At 56.2% G+C, this 23,068-nt stretch carries 24 protein-coding genes; 8 read left to right on the top strand and 16 right to left on the bottom strand.

Going from position 1 to position 23,068, the window contains the following annotated elements; genetic code table 11:
- Positions 1-161 precede the first annotated feature (161 nt).
- Positions 162-1,025 (bottom strand): YicC/YloC family endoribonuclease, encoded by an 864-nt coding sequence (locus tag QRD42_RS04475; protein ID WP_072571006.1) that lies wholly within the window; start codon positions 1,023-1,025, stop codon positions 162-164.
- Between the two features lie 123 nt (positions 1,026-1,148).
- On the opposite strand from QRD42_RS04475, the gene rph reads away from it, so the two are divergent.
- Together rph and pyrE are read left to right on the top strand one after the other, a co-directional pair.
- Complete coding sequence (gene rph, locus QRD42_RS04470) at positions 1,149-1,865, top strand: ribonuclease PH (RefSeq protein WP_072571008.1); 717 nt, start codon at positions 1,149-1,151, stop codon at positions 1,863-1,865.
- Between the two features lie 60 nt (positions 1,866-1,925).
- Positions 1,926-2,567 carry an orotate phosphoribosyltransferase gene (pyrE, locus tag QRD42_RS04465; RefSeq protein ID WP_072571010.1) on the top strand — a complete coding sequence of 214 codons (642 nt, stop codon included), beginning with the start codon at positions 1,926-1,928 and terminating at the stop codon, positions 2,565-2,567.
- A gap of 45 nt (positions 2,568-2,612) precedes the next feature.
- Here pyrE and slmA read toward each other — a convergent pair whose 3' ends face one another.
- The 3 genes from slmA to coaBC form a co-directional block, all read right to left on the bottom strand.
- A complete protein-coding gene (gene slmA / locus QRD42_RS04460) occupies positions 2,613-3,209 on the bottom strand; it encodes a nucleoid occlusion factor SlmA (RefSeq protein WP_072571012.1) in 597 nt (198 codons plus the stop codon).
- A 120-nt stretch (positions 3,210-3,329) separates the two neighbouring features.
- Positions 3,330-3,788 (bottom strand): dUTP diphosphatase, encoded by a 459-nt coding sequence (gene dut / locus QRD42_RS04455; protein ID WP_072571014.1) that lies wholly within the window; start codon positions 3,786-3,788, stop codon positions 3,330-3,332.
- Positions 3,766-4,977 (bottom strand): bifunctional phosphopantothenoylcysteine decarboxylase/phosphopantothenate--cysteine ligase CoaBC, encoded by a 1,212-nt coding sequence (coaBC, locus tag QRD42_RS04450; protein ID WP_321988733.1) that lies wholly within the window; start codon positions 4,975-4,977, stop codon positions 3,766-3,768. The genes dut and coaBC overlap by 23 nt, the downstream gene beginning before the upstream one ends.
- A gap of 155 nt (positions 4,978-5,132) precedes the next feature.
- On the opposite strand from coaBC, the gene radC reads away from it, so the two are divergent.
- The 4 genes from radC (at position 5,133) to mutM (ending at position 7,315) form a co-directional block, all read left to right on the top strand.
- Positions 5,133-5,798 (top strand): RadC family protein, encoded by a 666-nt coding sequence (radC, locus tag QRD42_RS04445; RefSeq protein ID WP_318362540.1) that lies wholly within the window; start codon positions 5,133-5,135, stop codon positions 5,796-5,798.
- Positions 5,799-6,014: 216 nt separating this feature from the next.
- Positions 6,015-6,251: a 50S ribosomal protein L28 gene (gene rpmB / locus QRD42_RS04440; protein ID WP_002436699.1), complete on the top strand. Its 237-nt coding sequence runs from the start codon at positions 6,015-6,017 to the stop codon at positions 6,249-6,251.
- A 20-nt stretch (positions 6,252-6,271) separates the two neighbouring features.
- Complete coding sequence (gene rpmG / locus QRD42_RS04435) at positions 6,272-6,439, top strand: 50S ribosomal protein L33 (RefSeq protein ID WP_003024094.1); 168 nt, start codon at positions 6,272-6,274, stop codon at positions 6,437-6,439.
- Between the two features lie 66 nt (positions 6,440-6,505).
- Positions 6,506-7,315 carry a bifunctional DNA-formamidopyrimidine glycosylase/DNA-(apurinic or apyrimidinic site) lyase gene (mutM, locus tag QRD42_RS04430; protein WP_072571018.1) on the top strand — a complete coding sequence of 270 codons (810 nt, stop codon included), beginning with the start codon at positions 6,506-6,508 and terminating at the stop codon, positions 7,313-7,315.
- Between the two features lie 12 nt (positions 7,316-7,327).
- On the opposite strand, the gene coaD is transcribed toward mutM, so the two are convergent.
- The 7 genes from coaD to QRD42_RS04395 form a co-directional block, all read right to left on the bottom strand.
- On the bottom strand, positions 7,328-7,810 hold the full coding sequence (gene coaD / locus QRD42_RS04425; protein WP_321988269.1) for a pantetheine-phosphate adenylyltransferase: 483 nt from the start codon (positions 7,808-7,810) through the stop codon (positions 7,328-7,330).
- On the bottom strand, positions 7,807-8,577 hold the full coding sequence (locus QRD42_RS04420) for a glycosyltransferase family 2 protein (RefSeq protein WP_321988268.1): 771 nt from the start codon (positions 8,575-8,577) through the stop codon (positions 7,807-7,809). The genes coaD and QRD42_RS04420 overlap by 4 nt, the downstream gene beginning before the upstream one ends.
- Positions 8,577-9,851: a lipid IV(A) 3-deoxy-D-manno-octulosonic acid transferase gene (waaA, locus tag QRD42_RS04415; RefSeq protein WP_072571023.1), complete on the bottom strand. Its 1,275-nt coding sequence runs from the start codon at positions 9,849-9,851 to the stop codon at positions 8,577-8,579. The genes QRD42_RS04420 and waaA overlap by 1 nt, the downstream gene beginning before the upstream one ends.
- A gap of 176 nt (positions 9,852-10,027) precedes the next feature.
- Positions 10,028-11,662 carry a sulfatase-like hydrolase/transferase gene (locus tag QRD42_RS04410; protein ID WP_321988267.1) on the bottom strand — a complete coding sequence of 545 codons (1,635 nt, stop codon included), beginning with the start codon at positions 11,660-11,662 and terminating at the stop codon, positions 10,028-10,030.
- Positions 11,663-11,680: 18 nt separating this feature from the next.
- Entirely contained in the window at positions 11,681-12,652 is a 972-nt protein-coding gene (locus tag QRD42_RS04405) for a glycosyltransferase family 1 protein (RefSeq protein WP_321988266.1), read from the bottom strand.
- A 9-nt stretch (positions 12,653-12,661) separates the two neighbouring features.
- Positions 12,662-13,645 carry a glycosyltransferase gene (locus tag QRD42_RS04400; protein WP_072571029.1) on the bottom strand — a complete coding sequence of 328 codons (984 nt, stop codon included), beginning with the start codon at positions 13,643-13,645 and terminating at the stop codon, positions 12,662-12,664.
- Between the two features lie 139 nt (positions 13,646-13,784).
- Complete coding sequence (locus QRD42_RS04395) at positions 13,785-15,155, bottom strand: O-antigen ligase family protein (RefSeq protein ID WP_321988265.1); 1,371 nt, start codon at positions 15,153-15,155, stop codon at positions 13,785-13,787.
- A gap of 244 nt (positions 15,156-15,399) precedes the next feature.
- Here QRD42_RS04395 and QRD42_RS04390 point away from each other — a divergent pair, with 244 nt between their 5' ends.
- Positions 15,400-16,503, top strand: coding sequence for a glycosyltransferase family 4 protein (locus QRD42_RS04390; protein ID WP_321988264.1), 1,104 nt, complete (start codon positions 15,400-15,402; stop codon positions 16,501-16,503).
- On the opposite strand, the gene QRD42_RS04385 is transcribed toward QRD42_RS04390, so the two are convergent.
- Genes QRD42_RS04385 through rfaD form a run of 5 tightly spaced genes read right to left on the bottom strand, consistent with a single transcriptional unit; the run spans position 16,482 to position 21,652 of the window.
- Positions 16,482-17,591: a glycosyltransferase family 4 protein gene (locus QRD42_RS04385; protein WP_321988263.1), complete on the bottom strand. Its 1,110-nt coding sequence runs from the start codon at positions 17,589-17,591 to the stop codon at positions 16,482-16,484. The two genes, QRD42_RS04390 and QRD42_RS04385, sit on opposite strands and share 22 nt — an antisense overlap.
- A complete protein-coding gene (gene rfaQ, locus QRD42_RS04380) occupies positions 17,588-18,691 on the bottom strand; it encodes a putative lipopolysaccharide heptosyltransferase III (protein WP_318374920.1) in 1,104 nt (367 codons plus the stop codon). The genes QRD42_RS04385 and rfaQ overlap by 4 nt, the downstream gene beginning before the upstream one ends.
- Positions 18,684-19,667 (bottom strand): lipopolysaccharide heptosyltransferase RfaC, encoded by a 984-nt coding sequence (gene rfaC, locus QRD42_RS04375; protein WP_318376781.1) that lies wholly within the window; start codon positions 19,665-19,667, stop codon positions 18,684-18,686. Before rfaC ends, rfaQ begins: the two co-directional genes overlap by 8 nt.
- 3 nt (positions 19,668-19,670) lie before the next feature.
- A complete protein-coding gene (gene rfaF / locus QRD42_RS04370; RefSeq protein ID WP_321988262.1) occupies positions 19,671-20,717 on the bottom strand; it encodes an ADP-heptose--LPS heptosyltransferase RfaF in 1,047 nt (348 codons plus the stop codon).
- A gap of 2 nt (positions 20,718-20,719) precedes the next feature.
- Positions 20,720-21,652, bottom strand: a complete 933-nt coding sequence (gene rfaD / locus QRD42_RS04365) for an ADP-glyceromanno-heptose 6-epimerase (RefSeq protein WP_072571042.1) — start codon at positions 21,650-21,652, stop codon at positions 20,720-20,722.
- A 216-nt stretch (positions 21,653-21,868) separates the two neighbouring features.
- Here rfaD and kbl point away from each other — a divergent pair, with 216 nt between their 5' ends.
- On the top strand, positions 21,869-23,065 hold the full coding sequence (kbl, locus tag QRD42_RS04360; protein ID WP_072571043.1) for a glycine C-acetyltransferase: 1,197 nt from the start codon (positions 21,869-21,871) through the stop codon (positions 23,063-23,065).
- Positions 23,066-23,068: the final 3 nt, after the last annotated feature.

Genomic DNA, 23,068 nt, shown 5'->3' with positions numbered 1-23,068 from the left:
TTTCTTAGCGTTACCCGCCGTAATGGTAATAAAATATGATCTTATTAACAGATTTTTTCTAAAAAGGGAGTAATGCGGAGAGGTTAAATGCCGTACCCTGAATAATAAAAGCCCGTCATCAGGCGGGCTTTTTAAAGGGATTAAGTTACTGATGAATATTACTATTCGATATTCTGGATCTGCTCACGCATCTGTTCGATCAGCACTTTCAGCTCAATCGCAGAATTGGTCACGTCAGCGTTGATGGATTTGGACGCCAGGGTGTTCGACTCGCGGTTAAACTCCTGCATCATAAAGTCCAGACGGCGGCCTACCGCTTCTTTCTTCTTAAGAATGTTGTAGGTTTCTTTTACGTGGGCTTCGAGGCGATCGAGTTCTTCAGCGACATCAATACGCTGCGCCATCAGCACCAGTTCCTGCTCAAGACGATTATTTTCCAACTGTACCTGGGCGTCTTCCAGTTTGGCGACCAGACGCTCGCGTTGCCATTTCAGCACTTCCGGCATCTGTGCGCGTACCTTAGCCACTTCCTGACTCACGCCTTCAAGACGCTGTTCAATCAGGGTTTTCAGCGCCTGGCCTTCGGTTTCGCGGGCAATGATAAAGTCGTCCAGCGCACCGTCGAGAGCCGAGAGGATTTCTGCGGCGATCACGTCCAGATCCTGCTCCTGCGCGGCCATCACGCCAGGCCAGCGGAGAATATCCACCGGATTAATTTCGCCTTCGTCGCTCTGCATTTTGACCCAGTTCGCGGCGGTTACCAGCTGCTTAGCCAGTTTTTCATTCAGGATCAGTTCGCTCTGCGCGCTGACGTCAGGCTCAAAACGCAGGTTACATTCGATTTTGCCGCGCGTCAGACGCGTGCGGATCCGCTCGCGCACTACGGGTTCGAGGCTGCGAAACTGTTCCGGCAGGCGGAACCAGGTTTCCAGATAACGCTGGTTTACCGAGCGCAGTTCCCAGACTGCGCTGCCCCATTCACCCTTGATTTCACGGCGGGCGTAGGCTGTCATACTGCGGATCATAAACGTTCCTGTTTTGAAGGAGAGATGGGGGGATTATAGCTTTCAGGGCTTACACAGGATAGGAATAAGCGACTTTAATCCGTATAATGCGCAGCCACATTCGTAGAAGCCGGAGAAATCATCATGCGTCCAGCAGGCCGTAGTGCCAATCAGGTGCGTCCCGTCACTCTGACCCGAAATTATACAAAACACGCTGAAGGTTCCGTGCTCGTCGAATTCGGTGATACCAAAGTTCTGTGCACCGCGTCCATTGACGAAGGCGTGCCGCGTTTCCTGAAAGGTCAGGGACAGGGCTGGATCACCGCCGAATACGGCATGTTACCCCGCGCGACGCATACCCGTAACGCGCGCGAGGCGGCCAAAGGTAAACAGGGCGGCCGTACCCTGGAAATTCAGCGCCTGATTGCCCGTTCACTGCGCGCCGCCGTGGATCTGAAAGCACTGGGCGAGTTCACCATCACGCTGGACTGCGATGTGATCCAGGCGGATGGCGGCACCCGTACCGCATCTATCACCGGTGCCTGCGTGGCGCTGGCCGACGCGCTGAACAAGCTGGTGGCGGCAGGTAAGCTTAAAACCAACCCGATGAAGGGCATGGTCGCCGCGGTATCCGTGGGCATCGTCAAGGGTGAAGCGCTGTGCGATCTGGAGTACGTTGAAGACTCCGCCGCTGAAACCGACATGAACGTGGTGATGACGGAAGATGGCCGCATCATTGAAGTGCAGGGCACCGCCGAAGGCGAGCCTTTCACCCACGAAGAGTTGCTCTCGTTGCTGGCTCTGGCCCGGGGAGGCATCGAATCCATCGTCGCCATGCAGAAGGCGGCGTTAGAAAATTGATTTTAAGGCGACTTGATAGTCGCCTTTTTTATGTCTGAAAAAAGCTTAAGGAGCAAATCCATGAAACCGTATCAGCGCCAGTTTATTGAATTTGCGCTTAACAAGCAGGTACTGAAGTTTGGTGAATTTACCCTGAAATCCGGGCGCAAAAGTCCGTATTTCTTTAATGCCGGGCTGTTTAACACCGGCCGCGATCTGGCGCTGTTAGGCCGTTTTTATGCCGAAGCGCTGGTGGACTCCGGCATTGATTTTGACCTGTTGTTTGGCCCGGCATACAAAGGCATTCCCATTGCCACCACCACCGCTGTTGCGCTTGCGGAACACCATGAGCGTGATGTGCCCTACTGCTTTAACCGTAAAGAAGCCAAAGATCACGGCGAAGGCGGAAGCCTTGTGGGGAGCGCGTTACAGGGCCGCATTATGCTGGTGGATGATGTGATCACCGCCGGAACCGCCATCCGCGAGTCGATGGAGATTATTCAGGCGCACGGCGCGACCCTGGCGGGTGTGCTGATCTCCCTTGACCGTCAGGAGCGCGGACGCGGCGAGATTTCGGCGATCCAGGAAGTCGAGCGTGACTATGGCTGCCAGGTGATTTCAATCATCACGCTGAAAGACCTGATTGCGTATCTGGAAGAAAAGCCTGAGATGGCGGATCATCTGGCATCGGTACAGGCGTACCGCGATGAATTTGGCGTTTAAATAAATTCTGCCCGGTGGCGCGACGCGTACCGGGCATAGTTAACGTTACTGCAGCTGCGCGGCCATCAGCGGCCAGCGGGCGTCAAAATCTTCTGTCGGACGGTATTTGAACTCGCTGCGTACAAAGCGCGACAGCATTCCCTCACAGAAGGCCAGTAACTGGCTTGCCAGCAGTGCTTCATCCACGGTATAGCCTTCGCCTTCACGCATTTTCCGCTCGCGCAGCACCTGGCGCAGTTGCGATTCAATACGATCAAACAACTGGTTAATGCGACCCTGCAGGCGATCCTGCTCAAACATCAGCGCGTGACCGGTCAGAATGCGCGTCAGGCCTGGATTACGTTCACCAAATCCCACCACCAGCAGCACGATAAGACGCAGACGCGTGGTCGTGTCTTTTTCGTCTTTCAGGATCAGGTTAATACGCGTGGTCAGGCTATCTTCGATAAATTCAATCAGGCTATCGAACATACGCGTTTTACTGGGAAAATGACGATATAACGCCGCTTCTGAAACGCCAACGGAGGCTGCCAGCTTCGCCGTCGTGATGCGCTGGCTGCCGTCGCTGGATTCAAGCATCAATGCCAGAGATTGAAGTATTTCTTCGCGACGATTCCTTTTCGCAGTTTGTTTTTCTGCCATGTTCCAAAATACCCCTGAAAATAAGCACTTGTCAGGCGGGCATCCACGCAGCGACCGCAAACCGAAGTTTGCGGTAATGTTATTACTTTATGGCGCTGTGGGATGCGTTTATAAAGCCGCTTATTGACGGCCTGAATGGCCGAAGCCGCCTTCACCACGTTCGGTGGCGTCGAAATCTTCCACCAGATTAAATTCTGCCTGTACCACCGGCACAAAAACCATCTGGGCGATGCGCTCGCCAGGTTCGATGGTGAAGCTGGTTTGTCCGCGGTTCCAGACGGAAACCATCAGTTGCCCCTGATAATCGGAGTCGATCAGGCCCACCAGGTTACCCAGCACCACGCCATGTTTATGTCCCAGCCCTGAGCGCGGCAGGATCACCGCTGCCAGCGTTGGGTCAGCAATGTGGATCGCCAGTCCGGTCGGAACTAAAGTGGTGGCGCCCGGCGCCAGTTCTACGGCGTCATCAAGACAGGCGCGCAGGTCAAGACCGGCAGAGCCGGAGGTGGCATAGGTTGGCAGCGGAAATTCCTGACCAACACGCGGGTCCATAATCTTAACGTCGATTTTTTTCATCATAACGGGTAACGATCTCGTCCAGTAGTTGTTGGCCCAGAAGTGCCTTGCTCTCAAGCGGTAAGACTTTATCGCCGTCCTGCCAGAACAGGTGCAGTGCGTTGTTATCGCTGTTAAAACCCTGCTGCGCGCCGGAAACGTCATTGGCGCAAATCAGATCCAGATTTTTACGGCTGCGCTTTTGCCGGGCGTATTCTTCCACATTATTCGTTTCGGCAGCAAACCCAACAACATAGGGGCGATGCGCGGACAGCGCGGCGACGCCCGCTACGATATCCGGGTTTTTCACCATTTTCAGTGTGATTTCATCGCCTTGCTTTTTAATCTTCTCATCGGCAACGGCGGCGGCACGGTAGTCTGCCACAGCGGCGCAACCAATAAAAATCTGCTGCGTTTGCACATTGGCCTGTACGGCGGCGTCCATTTCCAGCGCCGTGGTGACGTCAATGCGCTTAACCTGCGGCGGCGTGGCAAGCGTGACCGGCCCGCTGACCAGCGTGACGTTCGCGCCACGTCGGGCGGCAGCCGCGGCAATGGCGAAGCCCATTTTCCCGGAGCTGTGATTGGTGATGTAGCGCACCGGATCCAGCGGCTCCCGGGTCGGGCCTGCGGTAATCATGATATTCAGATGTTGCAGGTCTTTGACAGGCGAAAAATGCGCCGCGGCCAGATCGACAATCTCCAGCGGGTCGAGCATTCGCCCCGGGCCGACATCGCCGCAGGCCTGGCTGCCGCTGTCCGGCCCCCAGAGCAGTAAGCCGCGGGAAGCCAGTACGCCCAGATTATGTTGCGTGGCGGCGGCGCGGTACATCTGCTGGTTCATGGCTGGCACCACGGCGACCGGAGACGGAGTGGCAAGACAAATGGTCGATACCAGGTCATTGGCCATCCCGGCGGCAACGCGGGCGATTAAATCCGCGGTGGCGGGGGCCAGGATCACCAGGTCGGCCCATTTCCCCAGTTCGATATGCCCCATTGCCGCTTCGGCTGCCGGATCGAGCAGGCTGTCGGAAACCGGATAGCCTGACACCGCCTGTAAACTCATGGGCGTGATAAAGGCTTTAGCGGCCTCGGTCATGGCGACACGCACCTCCGCGCCGCGATCGCGCAGACGGCGCACCAGCTCTGGCGCTTTATAGGCTGCGATACCGCCGCTGACGCCAAGAACGATTTTTTTACCGGCCAGACTCATCATGATTCTTTCCTGTTGGATTTCACCAGAAGGCGGGCATTTTATCACAATCCTCCACCTGGCGTGCTTTTGCGCATTGCGCACTTTGCGAGGCGCTACGCAAAGCCTTTAACCCGCTTTGTGGCAGGATAGGCGCTCAACAGGGAGGTGACATTATGGAAGAAACGCTATCTGTACTACCGCGTGAAAAAACACTGCTGTTTGGCGTCAAATCGCTCAGCGACGTTGAATTACTGGCGCTGTTTTTACGTACCGGCACACCCGGAAAAAATGTCATGGCGCTGGCACACCATCTGCTGGGGCATTTTGGCTCGCTGTATGGTCTGCTGACTGCGGAATTTGAAACGTTCAGCGAGGTGGGCGGCATTGGGCTGGCAAAGTATGCCCAACTGAAAGGAATTGCCGAACTGGCGCGCCGTTTCTACGAAGTTAAGGTGGCAGAGGAGTTTGCCATCATGTCCCCGGATGTCGCATTAGCCTTTATAAAAAGTCAGTTAACGGCGGAAGAGCGCGAGATCTTTATGGTGATCTATCTTGATAACCAGAACCGGATCCTCAAGCACTGCCGCCTTTTTACCGGCACTATCGCCAATGTTGAGGTGCATCCGCGTGAAATTGTCCGCGAAGCCATCAAAATTAATGCCGTCGGCGTGATCCTTGCGCATAATCATCCTTCGGGCAGCGCGGAGCCCAGTAAATCCGATAAAATCATCACCGAACATGTGGTAAAGTGCTGCCAGTTCATGGACATCCGGGTGGTAGACCATCTGGTAATTGGCCGTGGAGAGTATGTTTCATTTGCCGAACGTGGCTGGATTTAGGCCACTTTACGCGATCCATTGGGATCTTTGTCTGTTCGGGACTTGAGCACATCGATTACACAGCGTATACTACGCCACCTTTGAGAATCTCGGGTTTGGCATTATGGGCCTGGCATTGTGGGTTCACATTGAACCGCCAGAGGCCAGGTTTGCAGCCTGACGAGGCGCCATAACCCTATACGAAGCTCGAGCTAATTTGATTTTTGGAGAATAGACATGTCCCGAGTCTGCCAAGTTACTGGCAAGCGTCCGGTGACCGGTAATAACCGTTCCCACGCACTGAACGCGACCAAACGCCGTTTCCTGCCGAACCTGCACTCTCACCGTTTTTGGGTTGAGAGCGAGAAGCGTTTTGTCACACTGCGTGTATCTGCTAAAGGTATGCGTGTAATCGATAAAAAAGGCATTGATACAGTTCTTTCCGAACTGCGTGCCCGTGGCGAAAAGTACTAAGTACTTAGAGGAAATAAATCATGGCTAAAGGTATTCGTGAGAAAATCAAGCTGGTTTCTTCTGCTGGTACTGGTCACTTCTATACCACCACGAAGAACAAGCGCACTAAGCCGGAAAAACTGGAACTGAAAAAGTTCGATCCAGTTGTCCGTCAGCACGTGCTTTACAAAGAAGCAAAAATTAAATAATTTTCGCTTTGATGTACAAGAACCCCGCCTGTGCGGGGTTTTTTGCATTCAGCTTCCGGAGAAATCATGCCTGAATTACCTGAAGTGGAAACCAGCCGCCGTGGCATTGAGCCGCATCTGGTGGGTGAAACTATTCTGCATGCTGTCGTGCGCAACGGACGCCTGCGCTGGCCTGTTTCCGATGAAATCCATGCCCTGAGCGACAAACCGGTGCTGAGCGTGCAGCGTCGCGCCAAATATCTGCTGCTGGAGCTGCCTGACGGCTGGATCATCATCCATCTCGGCATGTCCGGGAGTCTGCGTATCCTGCCCTATGAAATGCCGGCAGAAAAACATGACCATGTCGATCTGGTGATGAGCAACGGCAAAGTGCTGCGCTACACCGATCCGCGCCGCTTTGGCGCCTGGTTGTGGACGTCGTCCCTTGAAGGGCACAACGTGCTGGCGCATTTAGGCCCCGAGCCGCTCAGCGATGCCTTTAACGCCGACTATCTGCGCCAGAAAAGCGCGAAGAAGAAGATCGCCATCAAGCCCTGGCTGATGGATAACAAGCTGGTGGTAGGGGTGGGTAACATTTACGCCAGTGAGTCGCTATTTGCCGCCGGGATCCATCCCGATCGTCTGGCGTCGTCGTTGTCGGCGGAGGAGTGCGAATTACTGGTGCGGGTGATCAAGGCCGTGCTGTTGCGCTCTATCGAGCAGGGCGGCACCACGCTGAAAGACTTCCTGCAAAGCGACGGTAAACCGGGTTACTTTGCCCAGGAGCTACAGGTGTATGGCCGGGAAGGTCAGCCGTGCCGGATCTGCGCCGCGCCCATAGTGGCCAGCAAACATGCCCAGCGCTCCACCTTTTACTGCCGCAACTGCCAGAAGTAAAACCTCCGGGCGCTACGCCTGCAGCTTAGCGAGTAGCGCCTGATGTACCTGCGCAGGCAGGAAGTGGGTGACGTCGCCATGATGACGGGCCACTTCCTTGACCAGCGATGACGAGATAAACGACCACTCTTTTGACGGCATCAGGAAGACGCTTTCCAGATCCGGCATCAGGTGACGGTTCATTTGGGCGAGCTGCATTTCATATTCGAAGTCAGCCACTGCCCGCAGTCCGCGGATCAGGATATTTGCCTTCTGGTCGCGGGCGAAATTCGCCATCAAATCGCTAAAACCGACGACTTCAACGTTAGTCAGATGCACGGTGGCCTGACGCGCCATATCAACGCGCTCATCCAGACTAAATAGCGGTTTCTTCCCCGGACTGGCGGCAATCGCCATGATGACCTTGTCAAACATGCAGGCCGCACGGGTGATGATGTCAACATGGCCGTTGGTGATGGGATCGAAAGTGCCGGGATAAATGGCTTTTGTCGTCATGGCGCGCTCTTTTCTGAGTAGCCGTGGTTCAGCGCCCACAGCCCGGTATATTTATTAAAAGTATACTGCGCATTCACCACGGCCAGCAGCCAGCCCTGTTTGCCGTCGAGCACGCCGCCGCGCAGCACCAGCGTTTTCATAAACGCGCCGATCGTATGCGCAAAGATACCTGTAATGCTGGTCTTCTTGCCCTGCTGATGGCGCTCTTTCGCCCAGGCGGTGGCGTAGTTGAACTGCTTTTGCTGGAAACTGGCAAAGTCGCGGCAGGTCAGATGCAGCAGATCGCCCTGCAGGTTTACCATCGACGCACCTGCGCTTTCCAGGGATTCATGCACGGCATTGCTGTTGTACTGATACTTTTCCCGCGGATACAGACGCATCACGCGATCCGGGTACCAGCCGCTGTGGCGCATAAAACGGCCAAGAAAATAGTTACGGCGGGCAATGCTGTAGATGGTATCTGGCGCAGGGGAGGCCAGCACGCCCTGAATGGCCCGGGCGAGTTCCGGCGTGACGCGCTCGTCGGTGTCGATCATCAGCACATAATCGCCCGTGGCATACGCCTGCGCCCGCTGGCGCTGAATACCGTAGCCCTGCCAGTCGGTATTGGTGAAGACCTTGACCCCGGCGTTGCGGGCGATAGTGAGGGTGTCATCGGTGCTGCCGGAGTCCAGCAGCACGATCTCATCGGCAAAGGCCACCGAAGCCAGGCAATCCGGCAACAGATCGGCGGCGTTTTTGGCGATCATCACCACCGAGAGGCGCATTAGTGGCTCCGCTGCGGCAGATAAGGTTGCAGGAGTTGCAGCAGTCGTGAGAGCGCGCCCTGATTCTGGTGCAGCACTTCAACGGCATGGCGGCCGTACCACAGGCGATAATCTTCATCGGTCAGCAGGGTCGAAACCTCTTTCACCAGCGAATCCGCATCGGTAACGGTGATCAGACCATCCGCCTGTTGCAACTTGGCGCAAATATCTTTGAAGTTGAAGGTGTGCGGGCCCATCAGCACCGGAATGGCATGCGCCGCCGGCTCCAGCGGGTTATGCCCGCCGCGCTCCACCAGGCTGCCGCCCACAAACGCCAGATCGGCAATGCCGTACAGCAGCATCAGCTCGCCCATGGTATCGCCAATCACCACCTGCGTGCTGCCGGACGGGATCTCGCCGGTGCTGCGCAGGGTAAAGCTGAAGCCGCCTTTCTGCACCATATCGCGCGCGTCTTTAAAACGCTCCGGATGGCGCGGCACCAGGATCAGCAGTAAATCGGGGAAGGTTTCCAGCAGCTTGCGGTGCGCCTGAAGAATAATCTCTTCTTCGCCATCGTGGGTGCTGGTGGCGATCCACACCTGACGGCGCGGCGCCCACTGTCGGCGCAGCGTAATGGCGCGCGCCGCCAGCTCCGGCGTAACGGAAATATCAAATTTGAGACTACCGGTAACGGCCAGCTGATTACGTTTGAGGCCGAGCTTCAGGAAGCGATCGGCGTCTTCGTCATTCTGGGCGGCAATCAGCGTAATTTTGCCCAGCAGGCGGCGCATAAAGTTGCCCAGCTTGCCGTAGCCTTTTGCTGAGCGTTCCGACAGGCGGGCGTTGGCGATCACCAGCGGGATTTTACGGGCATGCAGCGCGGAAATCATATTCGGCCACAGCTCGGTTTCCATAACGATGACAAGCTTTGGCCGCACGGTAGCGAGAAAGCGGTTCATCGCGCAGGGTAAATCGTAAGGCAGATAGACGTGATGCACGTCTTTGCCGAAGGCCGACATCACGCGCTCCGAGCCGGTGGGCGTCATGGTGGTCACGGTGATGGGTAACGCAGGATAACGGTGGCGCAGCGCACGCACCAGCGGAATGGCCGCCAGGGTTTCCCCCACCGACACGGAATGCAGAAGAATACCGTCCGGCTTCACTTTGTTACTGCAATAGCCATAGCGCTCAGCCCAGCGTTTACGATACGCGGGAGCCTTGCGGCTGCGAAGCAACAAACGCAGCCACACCAGCGGCTGGATAAGATAGAGCAGGGCGGTATACAACAATTCCAAGCGATTATCCGTTTTTTGAGTTTCGGCGGGCAAATTCTAAGCATTAAAGCGGGCTAAAGCTATACTTTTGGCGCTTTTGGTCACGCTTTTGCCACTGTTTCGTACAATGCGAAAGGGGAAAACGAAGAACCACTGGACGGCACAGGGCAGAAAAGCCCTGTGCGCGGGAAAAACGATTACTGCTCTGCTGGCGGGAGTTCGTTCAGATGATAGGTGATCCGCTCCGAAAGACCCCGAATATCGCCGCCGGTAATGAAATAACTGTCATCTTTCTGATTCGGGTTTGTCACCTGATAACCCAGCACTTTATTGATCAGCGTCGCCAGCTGGAAATGGTTCAGCGGCATCTGCGGGCTGATGTTTTTCAGGGACATCGCCGGATCGTTACTGAAATAGATGAACGGCACCTGCGCAATCGGCATTTCCACGACGGAGTGCCCGAACAGCCCGCCATCTCCGACGCGTTCACCATGATCGGAGGTGATAAAGACCAGCACCGGCAGTTTCGATTTCGCCATCACCGTACGGATCGCAGAGGCCAGCTCCTTGTCGTAAAGACGAACGGCATCGTCATATTCATTCTTTTTCTGCGCCACGTCATCATCAAGATGCGGAGTGGAAAACTTCGCGAATCCGGCCGGAATGTTCCGCTCATAAGGAATATGCGGTGCGCGGCTGTTCAGCACCATCATGAAGGGTTTATTCCAGTCCAGCGGGGCTTTTTCAACGGACGGGGTGAGGATCCGGTCAGCGCCCACATCCGGGGCCGGACGCACCTGCGTATCTTCCCAAAAATCGATGTCATGAATGCCAATCCAGTTGCTCAGCCCTTCCAGACCCTGCGCTGAAATAAACGCGGTCTGATAACCCTGTTTCTTCGCATTGGCAAAAATATTGGTCGCTTTGCTTTTATACGCCGAGAAGTTATCCGGCTCGCGCAGGTTGTTGACCAGCATCGGAATGGCGACACGCGTGGAGACGGCGTTAGAGACAATCAGACGTCCACTACCCTGGTATTGCTCCATCAGCGCTTTCAGTTCTGGCGTGGTCTCTCTTTCATAGCCGAGCGCGCTGACATGATGCGGGTTCAGACTCTCGCCAATGGCCAGGATCACTGAGTATTTCCCGGTCTGGTGGTCTGCAACCGGCGTGACCTGGTAAGGCTCGTAATGGGCGATATTCTGGTTTTCGCCCGACAGCGCTTCCGGGATCAGCCGTACCGCGCTAAAGCTCATCGCTGACAGGCCGTTGCGCAGCAGGGAGTGGCGCAGGTCAGGATTGAATTTATACATCTGGCCGTCGATGGCTTTGTAGAACTGGCCTAAAAACATCACGGCAATCGCCAGCAGGCAGGGGGCGGCAACCCATTTGTGCCAGTGCGGCCCAATACGGCGGGCAAACACCAGCGCGAAGACGATCGCCACCAGCATGATCACAAAATAAATGCCCAGCGCACCGAGGCTGTCAGTAATGCCGCTGGCAATATCTTTCGTTTCAACAAACGCCAGCCACACTTCGCTCGGACCATAGAACTGCCCATAAAACTGGTGGTAGATAGCCTCAGATAGCTGCACGATATAGGTGATCGCCAGCAGCACGCGCGTCAGCATAAAACGAATGCTGACCGCCGCAAGCAGAGAGATGATCACATACAGCGCAATATCACCTGATTTCGGGCTGTATGCTGTGTCTTTAAGGCTGACAATAATTTCGGAAAGCGCAAAAAACGCCGTAAAAATCAGCGTAAGAATAATGGTCTTAAGCAGATTTCGTCCCAGCGAAGGGCGGGACAGCAATGACGATCTGAACATGTTTTAACCCGAATGGTTTTAGAATTTCTTGGTCAGGGGACGAATGGCTTTACCAAAACCAAAGCGCACCGCGCGGACGAACGTCGGACGGTTATGTAAGCCTTTACGCCAGATATCCTCAAACAAGGCATACCAGCGGGCAGCTACGGCTTCACGGGAGTAAACCTGTAGCCGTTTTTCGCCCTGCTCGCGCATTTGACGGAATAACTCTGGCGAGTTTTTCAGTCGCATGATGGCGGCAAAAGCGTCGTCAGGGTTTTTGGCAATCAGATAATCCAGTTCGCTCTCGCGGATAGCGCGGAATGACGGCTCGTCATCGCACACCATGACTGTTTTACCCAGCCAGTTATTGATGAGTTTGCTGGCTGGCTTACGGGCCAGCTTGTGGTCATGAGATTTGCGGAAGCTCACGCAGACATCCACATCGCGGTAATCCACCCAGTTATCAAAGGAGATACGCAGGGTGATGCCCTGTTCTGCAAGACGTTGTTTAAACGCTTCGCTGCGATACTCTTCCGGGAAGCTGTCCACCCGGCCAAAGTAGGCCACCGTCTGCACGCTATCATCGGTGCGCTCGCGCGGCTGAACGCCTGGCTGGGGCCAGTACGGCACAAAAATGCGGTTGCTGTGGCCGTCAACTTCCGGGTTCTGATCGACCACATAATCTGCGCCTATTACCGGCGGGCGGTCGGCGCGGGCGACGACAGTGATGCCTTTCCAGGGTTTGACCCGTGAGCCGAAGTCATCGTTATGCATCAGATTGATCGCATCAGGACGGCATTCGGAACCGAATGAACACTCGATTGCATCACCGTAATAGTGCTTCAGAGCAAGCGTGGTCTGGAATGTCCAGCCACCGCGTCCGCCGCAATAGAAACGTTCAGGAATGGTGTTCGGATCCGTTCCTGCGGCAAGCAGCGCATCAAAATCGGCGTAGTTTTTGGCGATAAAGTCCGCCCGGGATACGGCGTGCAATTTAAGCTTATTCATAGGTTCGCTTTATTTAATCAGTTTCTTAAGACGAAAGTAACGGCGTCCCAGACGCCAGCGCTGACGGAAACCGCGCGCATTTTGCCAGATCATGGACCAGATCCCGCGGGAAAAAAGCTCCGCAGTGATTTCGCGCTTTTTCGCCGCATCCTCAATGTTATTGATGCTGTGCAGAATACCCAGCCCCTCTTTGGCAATTTGCCAGTGGCAGGCGGGTACGCGCTTAACCTGTCGCGGATAACGCTGGTTAATCGCATGCAGCATCTCAAGGATTTTCATGTAGTGGCGAGCCGAGCGCATACGGGTGTCGTCGGTGCCCGGGGTATGGGACACGGAAGCCGAATGAATCAGGTAGTCGTAATAGGTTTCGTCGATGTACTGCACGCGTTTCGCGGTCAGCAGCACTTCCGTTGTCCAGGGAATATCCTGATGGCGCAGACCATGCTCGAAGGTAAAACCCTGCGCTTTGATAAAAGCATGGCGATAGATGTTCAGCCAGGTCACATGCAGGAATTTACGTGACGACAGCGCTTTTTGCAGCCAGGTCGGCCCGTCCAGCACGCCGGTTGAGGGCAGCTTATCGGACGGGAAAATTTTCTTCGCCGGGCGGCCATCATCGTAAATATAGGTGCCATTACAGGTTGCCACATCCAGATCGCCCTTTCTGGCTATTTCCAGCAGGCGGGTATACATCCCCGGATAGATCACATCGTCAATATCCGGAAACGCAATGTACTCACCTCGGGCAACCGCCAGCCCGGTATTGCGTGCCGCTGAAACCCCCTGATTGGGCTGATCGATAACCTGATAATCGCTGAATTCATCGGCGTAGCGGGCAATGATCGCCGCAGAATTATCGGTCGAACCGTCGTTTACGATAATCAATTCGAGGCTGTTCAGGTTCTGACTTTTGATGCTGTCAAAAAAAGCGCTCAGAAACTTTTCACCATTATAGACGGCGACAACGAGGCTCAATTGCGGGGTATCTGACATGCTTTCTCCGTAAAAGCGGGCAATGCGGTGGCTTTTCGACAGCCATTATCTGAATGAGTTCTGCCGGGGTATGGCAGCACCAGCGGTGGCTATTATCTACTAAGTGATAAAGAAAACCACTGGTGCAGGAACATTACCATCAGGAAGTGGGCTGTTTCTCATTGCGCGGCGTCAACGAGCAGATGCCGATAAGCAGGCCGGTGAGCATCATATATTGCTCAAGGTAGTGATCCTTAAGGTTATGATCGACCAGCGTACGTGAGAAGAAGCCTACCGTGAACAGCAGCAGGAACATGCCTGCCATGGTGTTGCCGCGGCGGAACTGCCGCCATCCGATATACCAGCAGCCCATCAGCAAAATCAGCCAGCCCGCAATCCCCGCAATGCCGTTTTGCAGACCAAATTCGATCAAGCCGTAGTGGCTGTGCGGAACGGTAATGAAATCGGAACCCGTATCGCGACGCAGGATGTAATTAAAGGCCTCTTTACGCGGGCCCATGCCTGCCGGGTGCTCGGCTATGATCTTCCAGCCTGTGTGAAAGAAACTGGCGCGGCAGCCATTAGAATGATTCATCTGGACGCCAAGGCTATTTTTGGGCACAACACCAATGACATTGTTGTAGCAAAAACTGTTTAACGGCGCATTCCATCCGGCAATGGCATCACTCTCAAGCGTTTGCCAGCGCGGATCGGTTTTCCATGAGGCATAACCTAATGTCAAAGAGGCGGCGATAAATAGCACTAATATAGTGCCCATCAGCACGACTTTACTACGGCGCATATGATGCACACCAAGCAGAACAAAGGTTGAAAACAGGCTGCCCACTAGCCCAATGGTTCCCCATCGCGTATCTATAAGGGCGGTACAAACCAGGTTAGACAATAAAATCGCTACCAGTACTGGTGTGTTCAGACGCAGGAAACGCTGGTGTAGTAAACCTCGGGCCAGCAACTCGGCAATCAGAAAACCGGTGATCATATTCACCTGGAAGCTCATACGGGTGCGGTTAAAGACGATCCGTGTTTCCCCCCAGTGAATATACCCATCACGCCAGTACAGCCAGAGGGTATCCAGCAGATGGATACAGATGACGCCCCAGAAGAATAAAACGATCAGCGTAAACAGACGGGCCGCGGAAAAGTTGGGGAAGGCGGTTTGTATGGCAGGTAACATGACCATACCGGCACAGAATAGCAGGACCGGTCGTAACCACTGGCCGCTCCACGCCGAAACCATTTCTTTAATATCGGGAGTGACAACAAAGCCATTAATCAGAATAAAGAAAGTTAATACCCAGACGGCAAAAAGAACAAACTTAATCTGTCTGAAATTTAAACGAGTGCGGGCTTCAGGTGAAGAAAAGAAAAGGCCAACAGATAAAGCAATTAAAGGATAAATCAGGCCATTTCGATGAAACGGTAATTGATCGTTAGGAATCGGCCAGGCGAAGCATAATGCTAATGTATAGAGAACTAACAGGCCTGTCAGGATGTTACGAGTTTTCGTCATAATTATTTAGGCTAGTTAAGGATTTCGGCGTGGTGACCGGGTAGTAACGCAGCAGCACAAGAATTCCACGACAGGGCGGAGAGATTTGTGAAAGCGCAGGAAAATTACCATAGATAGCACAACTTAAGAAGAATAATGTTTGTAAGTAAGATTATCACTGAGCGGGCGATGAATGTGCGTCAGGCGGGCCTGCAAGTATATAATGATTCGATTAATGAGGTCGTTAGCCACTCACAGGAAGCGTATGCATATTGTTCACACAGAAGCCGATGGCGGTAAGGGCGGTCAGCCATTGCGCATCATCAATGAGTCACTGGGTATGATCCAGCGTGGTCATCAGGTGACCATTCTTTGTCCGGAGAGCGCGCCGCTGCATGCGCTGGCGCAGAATGCCGGGCTGACGGTGGTGACGCTTCCGCTCAGGCGGAAAAATGTGCCGAACCTGCTGGCGTTACGCCGCTGGCTGCAGGCCAACCGGCAGGCTGTGGACGTGGTCAATAGCCATAACTCAGCCGATACCTGGCTGGTGGCGCTGGCGAACCTGACGCTCTCACGCCCGGTGCCGCTGGTGCGCACCCGTCATGCATCCGGTTTACCGCGCAATAATGCCGGCAGCCGCTGGCTGTTCCGCACCGCCTGCGCGCATATCGTCACCACGGGCGAAGCGCTGCGGCATCAGATGACGGCGATTGGCGTGCCGCTGGAACAAACCACCTCCGTACCCAGCGGCGTCGATCCGGCACGTTTTCATCCGGCGGATAAACAGGCGGCGCGCCAGCAGTGCGGTCTGTCGGCGGATGATTTCTGGCTCGGCGTGGTGTCGCACCTGCGCCCCAACAAAGGCCACAGCGTGTTGCTGGAGGCGCTGGCGCAGATCTCTGATCCGACGATCAAGCTGGCGATTGTCGGCGAAGGTCCACACCGTGCGGCGCTGGAGCAGGAAATCGTACGGCTGGGTTTGACCGATCGCGTATTGATGGCGGGGCATCAGGCTGCGCCGGAGAAGTGGTTCCCGGCGTTTGATATTGCGTTAAGCCCGTCCCACGATATGGAAGGTGTGCCGCAGGGCGTGCTGCAATCCCTCGCCAGCCGCATCGCTACTATTGCCACCGACGCGGGCGGTACGGCGGATGCGGTGATTGACCGCCAGACCGGCCTGCTGGTCGGCCAGCGTGATGCCGGGGCGCTGCGTGATGCGATTGTCACGCTGCACAAAGATGCTGCGCTTCGCGACCAGCTGGCGCAGCAGGGTTATGATTATCTTCTCGCCCATCTCACGCGGGACTGCATGTTGAGCGCGATGGAAAAGGTGTTTTCCGACGCGATTCAGCATAATAGTTCGCGATAAAGCGACTGTAACTCCTGCGCCATGCGGTCGAGCGTCCAGGGCTCGGCGGTGGTGCGGGCATTTATGGCGTACGCTTTTCCCGCCTCGCGACCCGACAGCCATTCGCCGATAGCCTGCCGGTAGCCGGAAACGTCCAGCGCATCGCGCACCCAGCCGTTTTCCCCTTCGCGGATCCATTCCGCCGCCCCGCATCCGGGGCTGGTAAACAGCGGTAATCCGCAGGCCAGCGCTTCCACGCAGACATTTGGAAAGGGATCGTACAGGGTCGGCAGGATCAGTGCATCCGCCGTGCCGTAGACCTGGCGCACATCCGCCACCGGGCCGAGAAATTTTACCCGATCCGCCACGCCCAGCGACTGCGCCTGCTTTTCGAATTTACGGGCATTTTTATCGCGCCCGGCGACCAGCAGCCAGACGCCGGGATGCGCCGCGATGGCCGCCAGTGCTGTCGCCACGCCTTTACGCGCAAAGCCGGAACCGACGTAAGCCAGCACCGGCGCATCGGCTGGGATCGCCAGCGTTTCCCGCATCGTCAGTTTGCGTACGTCCGGATGGAAATGGGTGGTATCGACGCCGTTATAAATCACCGTCAGCCTGTCAGCGGGCAGACGGAAGCGACGAACAATGTCATCCCGTACCATCTTAGAGTTGCAGATCACTTTGCGCAGCGCCGGATGGGTGAACATCGCCTGCTCCGCCTGCAAAATGTAGCGGTGGTAAGGGCTGAAGGACTGCGACCAGCGCTTCGGCAGCGACAGAATGCGGCTGTACTGCTCAAGCCAGGTGGCGTGCACGCCGTCACCGGCGCGAAAAATGGTGGCGCCGGGAATACGCTCGTGGCTCTGCACAATGTCGAAGCGGTTAAACAGCTGAGACGCCGCGCGGGCAAAGCCAGCTTCCCGGGCGGTGCGGTTACGGAAGGGCGGATCGACGGTCAGCGTCTGCCAGCCGGTGGCGTTCTCCCACTGGCGGGCGATCAGCGTGACGTCCAGCGAACTGTCGCCCGCCAGGGTATTCAGGGCGCGGGAAACAAACCGCTCCGCGCCGCCGTTGGGGTTATAGGTCTGTCGGACAATCGCCAGTTTCATGCCGGATTTTCCAGTAGCAGCGTATCAATGGCGCTCAGCACCTGCTGTGGCGTAATGGCGGTGATGCAGTCCGACACGCCGCTGTCGCCGCAGCCTGCTTTCCCGCAGGGCTGGCAGGTGAAGCCTGCGATAATTACCCGGTAGGCCACGCCCCAGGGCGCCCACTTAATCGCCCCGGTCGGACCAAAAATCGCCACCGTCGGCGTCCCCACAGCGCTGGCCAGATGCATCGGCATCGAGTCGACGCCAAAGTAGAGCCGCGCATGTTTCATCAGCGCGCCCAGCTCTTTCAGATTCAGCTGTCCGCTGAGATCGAACACCGGCTGCGTCAGCGCAGCGCGGAGCTGATCCATATAGGCGGTTTCTTCTTTCGATGGCGCAGCGGAGAGGATCACCGGAATGCCGCGCGCGGCAATGGCATCAACGGTGGCCGCCAGCTTGTCAATTTGCCAGGCCTTGAACATCCAGCGTGAGGTGGGATGCACCAGCACATAATCTTTTCCCACCAGACCAAAACCGGCCAGCTTGTTGAGCACAGAGGTTTCCGCGTCCTCGCCCGGTACGAACAGCGTGCGTTTGTCTTCCACGCTCGCCGGATGGATGCCAATGCGGCGGAGTGCATCGAGGTTCACTTCCACCATATGACGGCTGTTGTCCTGGATCGCCGGATAGAGCGTGGTGAAAGATTTCACCCAGCGCCAGCGCGCCAGTCCGCTACGTTTATCCGGCTTAAAGCCGACGGAAACGCGCGGCTTCAGCTTGCGCGCCAGCCGTGCGCCGTGCCAGTGCTCGGTCAGGTTGATTAGCACGTCATAATCCCGCGCTTTCAGGGAGTTACGCAGCTGGCGATACAGGCTCAGCTGCTTCAGCCAGCCCTGTTTACGCCAGTTGCGCCCGATGGTGTGCACCCGATCGATATAGGGGTGGCTGGTGAGCATCGCCTGTGTATCGTCATAGACCAGCGCGTCCACTTCCACGCCCGGCCAGTTTTTTTTCAGCACGGTAAACAGCGGCGAGGTTAAAAGCACATCACCATGATGACGAAGCTTGATGATCAGCACCCGTTTCGGCGGGCGTTCAGCCGTGAAAAAGTCAGACATGGACATTCTCTGCTGCCAGCAAGGGCTGTAATTTTTCCAGGACCGCAGCGGCGGGGAGATCGCTTAACTGCGATGAATGTTCAGGGCGGCAAACGACCTGATTTTTGCCATAACCGCCAATTAATCCCGGATCGGTCGGGCCATATAACGTGATATTAGGACGATCAAGGGCGGCGGTCAGATGGCTTAATCCGGTGTCCACCGACACCACAAAGGCAGCGCCTGCCAGTTCGCGCGCCACCTTTTCCAGACTCATGCGCGGCAGTACCTCAACGTGATCCATATCCTGCGCCAGCCGTTTTGCGCGCGCTTCTTCGTGGGCGGCTCCCCAGGGCAGCTTGATGCGCAGTCCGGTGGGCTGCAACAAGGCGATCAGCTCGCGCCAGTGGGACTCAGGCCAGTGCTTATCATCGCGGGTAGTGGCATGCAGGAACACGGCGTAAGAAGCAGGTTGCGTCTGGTCGGTCAGGAAGTGCTGCGCAATGCCGTAATCGCCCTGGGTTTGCGGTCGGGCATAACCCAGACTACGGGCGAACAGCTCGCGGGTGCGTTCCACGGCGTGCTGCGCTTTGGCGATGGCATGGCGACGGTTATAAAACAGGCTCGCCAGCGGCTCGCGGGCGCTGTGCCAGTCCATACCATGCTTAACGCCGCGCGCCAGACGCGTCACCAGCGCTGCGCTTTTCACTAAGCCCTGCGCATCAATAATAGCGTCGTATTGTACAGCGCGGACGGCGTCACGAAATTTCTGCCGTTCGGCGCGGATCGGTGCGGAGAACCACGCCTTACGCCAGCGGCGGATCGCCACCGGGATCACGCGATCGACGGCGGCATGCCAGCCGGGGATCTGCGCGAAGCCCTCTTCAACCACCCAGTCAAAACGAATGCCCGGAATAGCCTGCATGGCGTCGGTTAACGCGGGCAGCGTATGCAGCACATCGCCCATCGACGAGGTTTTTACGATCAGAACCCGCATCCGTTACCCTTCTTCCGCCAGCAGTAACGCATTAAGTTCATTAAGCACCCGCTCAGGCGTAATGTCGATCAGGCTCTGGTGATAGCCCTGCTCACTGTCGCCTTTGCGGACTTTGTGATAGCCGGTGATCAGACGAATAACCCGGGCTTTATGCGACAGCGGCGGGGTAAAGTCGGGGCTACTGGGGCCGTACAGCGCCACCAGCGGGCGATTCAGAGCCGCGGCGACGTGCATCAGGCCGGAGTCATTCGTCACCACGGCTTTACAGGCGGCGAGTAAAAGCACTGCCTGTTCCAGCTGAGTTTCACCGGCGAGGTTGCGGCACCAGGCCTGCTGCTCAATGCTCAGGGCGGCGAGGATCTCATTACCGGCGTCGTGATCTTTCGCCGATCCGAATAGCACCACCTGATAACCTTCGTCGATCAGCTGCTTAGCCAGCTCTGCGTAATGGTAGTGCGGCCAGCGTTTGGCCGGGCCGAATTCTGCGCCGGGGCAAAAGCCGATGAGGGGACGTTCAGTGGAGAGGCCGAACGCATCGCAGGTTCGGGTTTTTTCCGCCTCCGTGACCTGCAACTGCGGCCACAGCAGCGGCTGCGGCAGATCTTTCGCCGACTGCATCACGCCTTTGTCCCACGCCAGCGCCACATAGCGCTCCACCATCAGCGGCCAGGCTTGTTTATCCAGCACGCGGGCGTCGTTGAGCACGCCATAACGCATTTCACCGCGCCAGCCGGTACGGTGCGGGATGCCCGCAAAGAACGGCACCAGCGCGGATTTAAAGGAGTTCGGCAGGACGTAAGCGCGATCGTAACGTCGCTCACGCAGGCTGTGCCCGAGCCTGCGCCGCTCGCCAAGCTCAAGCGCACCGTGTCCCAGCGGCATGGCAATCGCCTCGTTGACTTCCGGCATGCGCGACAATAACGGACGACACCACGCGGGTGCCATCACGTCAATAATCGCCTGAGGATAGCGCGCCCTGAGCGTGCGATAGAGACTTTGCGACATCATCATGTCGCCCACCCATGACGGGCCTACCACAAGGATCTTCATCGTCAGGCGTCGCGGTTCAGCCAGGCCATATACTCTGTTACGCCTTCGGCCACGGTTTTGAACGGCTTATCGTAGCCTGCGGCGCGCAGGTTAGTGAGATCCGCCTGGGTGAACGCCTGGTAGCGGCCTTTCAGTTTTTCCGGGAACGGAATGTACTCAATGCTGCCTTTTTTGTGGAACGCCAGGGTCGCATCAGCCACCGCCTGGAAGGACTCTGCACGTCCGGTGCCGAGGTTGAAAATACCGGACACGCCGTTTTCCCAGAACCACAGGTTGACCGCCGCCACGTCGCCCACGTAGACGAAATCGCGCTTAAAGTTTTCGCTGCCTTCGAACAGCTTAGGCGTTTCGCCATTGTTCAGCTGGGTGTTGAGATGGAAGGCCACGCTCGCCATGCTGCCTTTGTGACCTTCGCGCGGGCCATAGACGTTGAAGTAGCGGAAACCGACGATCGGGGACGTCGCTTCCGGCAGGATCTGGCGCACATATTCATCAAACAAAAACTTGGAGTAGCCGTAAACGTTCAGCGGCTTCTCGTATTCGCGGGATTCAATAAAGTCAGAGGTACGGCCGCCGTAGGTCGCCGCAGAAGAGGCATACAGGAACGGAATGTTGCGCTCCAGGCAGTAGTGCAGCACCTCTTTAGAGTACTGATAGTTGTTATCCATCATGTACTTACCGTCCCACTCCGTAGTGGACGAGCAGGCACCTTCATGGAAAATCGCCTCGATATCGCCGAACTCTTCCCCCGCCATCACCTGGATCAGGAAGTCTTCTTTATCCATATAGTCGGCGATATTCAGATCCACCAGGTTTACAAACTTGGTGCCATCTTTCAGGTTATCCACGACCAGAATGTCAGTGATGCCCTTGTCATTCAGCGCTTTAACGATGTTGCTGCCGATAAAGCCTGCGCCGCCGGTAACGATAATCATAACTGTGACCTTTGAATTGAGGCGCGCCGGGACAATCCCGGACACGAATATTTCTTATCATACCATCACATTGCAGACCCTTCAGCCATTCACCGCCAACCTTCCCGACGACACGTGATTTATGCTGCAAAATGAACAATGGATGATGCGTCATCTCGTATCAACGTATAGCTTTGGGTAATATGTGCCGAAATTTGTCCAGTCTGGAGAATTGCAATGCGTGGGGATTTTTACAAACAGTTAAGCCATGACCTGGAAACCGCGCGTGCGGAAGGGTTGTTTAAAGAAGAACGGATCATTACTTCGGCGCAGCAGGCGGACATTACCGTCGGCGACGGCAGCCAGGTGATCAACTTTTGCGCCAACAACTATCTGGGCCTGGCGAACCACCCGGACCTGATCGCGGCCGCCAAAGCGGGCATGGATTCACACGGTTTCGGCATGGCGTCGGTGCGTTTTATTTGCGGGACGCAGGACAGTCATAAAGTGCTGGAGCAGAAGCTGGCTGAATTTCTCGGCATGGAAGATGCGATCCTGTACTCCTCCTGTTTCGACGCCAACGGCGGTCTGTTTGAAACCCTGCTGGGCGCGGAAGATGCCATTATTTCCGACGCGCTGAACCACGCCTCGATCATTGATGGTGTGCGCCTGTGTAAAGCGAAGCGTTTCCGTTACGCCAATAACGATATGCAGGAGCTGGAAGCGCGTCTGAAAGAAGCCCGCGACGGCGGCGCGCGTCACGTGCTGATCGCCACCGACGGCGTGTTCTCAATGGACGGCGTGATCGCCAACCTGAAAGGCGTGTGCGACCTGGCGGACAAATACGATGCGCTGGTGATGGTGGATGATTCCCACGCGGTAGGCTTTGTCGGTGAAAATGGCCGCGGCACCCATGAGTATTGCGATGTGATGAGCCGTGTCGACATCATTACCGGCACCCTCGGTAAAGCCCTCGGCGGCGCATCCGGCGGTTATACGGCGGCGCGCAAAGAAGTGGTGGAATGGCTGCGTCAGCGCTCCCGTCCGTATCTGTTCTCCAACTCGCTGGCCCCGGCGATTGTCGCCGCCTCCATCAAAGTGCTGGAGATGCTGGCGGAAGGCAGCGAGCTGCGTAACCGTCTGTGGACTAACGCGCGCCTGTTCCGCGAAAAAATGACCGCCGCAGGCTTTACGCTGGCGGGAGCCGATCACGCCATCATCCCGGTGATGCTGGGCGATGCTGTGGTCGCGCAGAACTTTGCCCGCGAACTGCAAAAAGAAGGCATTTACGTCACCGGCTTTTTCTTCCCGGTGGTGCCAAAAGGCCAGGCGCGTATCCGCACCCAGATGTCGGCGGCGCATACCCCTGAGCAAATCGAACGTGCGGTGGAAGCCTTTACCCGCATCGGTAAAAAACTTGGCGTGATTGCCTGAGGA

Origin of the sequence: Enterobacter sp. PGRG2, from assembly GCF_030291195.1 — a bacterium.
Lineage (GTDB): Bacteria > Pseudomonadota > Gammaproteobacteria > Enterobacterales > Enterobacteriaceae > Enterobacter_D.
The sequence above is the reverse complement of the archived record's forward strand: the minus strand, read 5'-3'. Positions and strand labels throughout refer to the sequence as shown.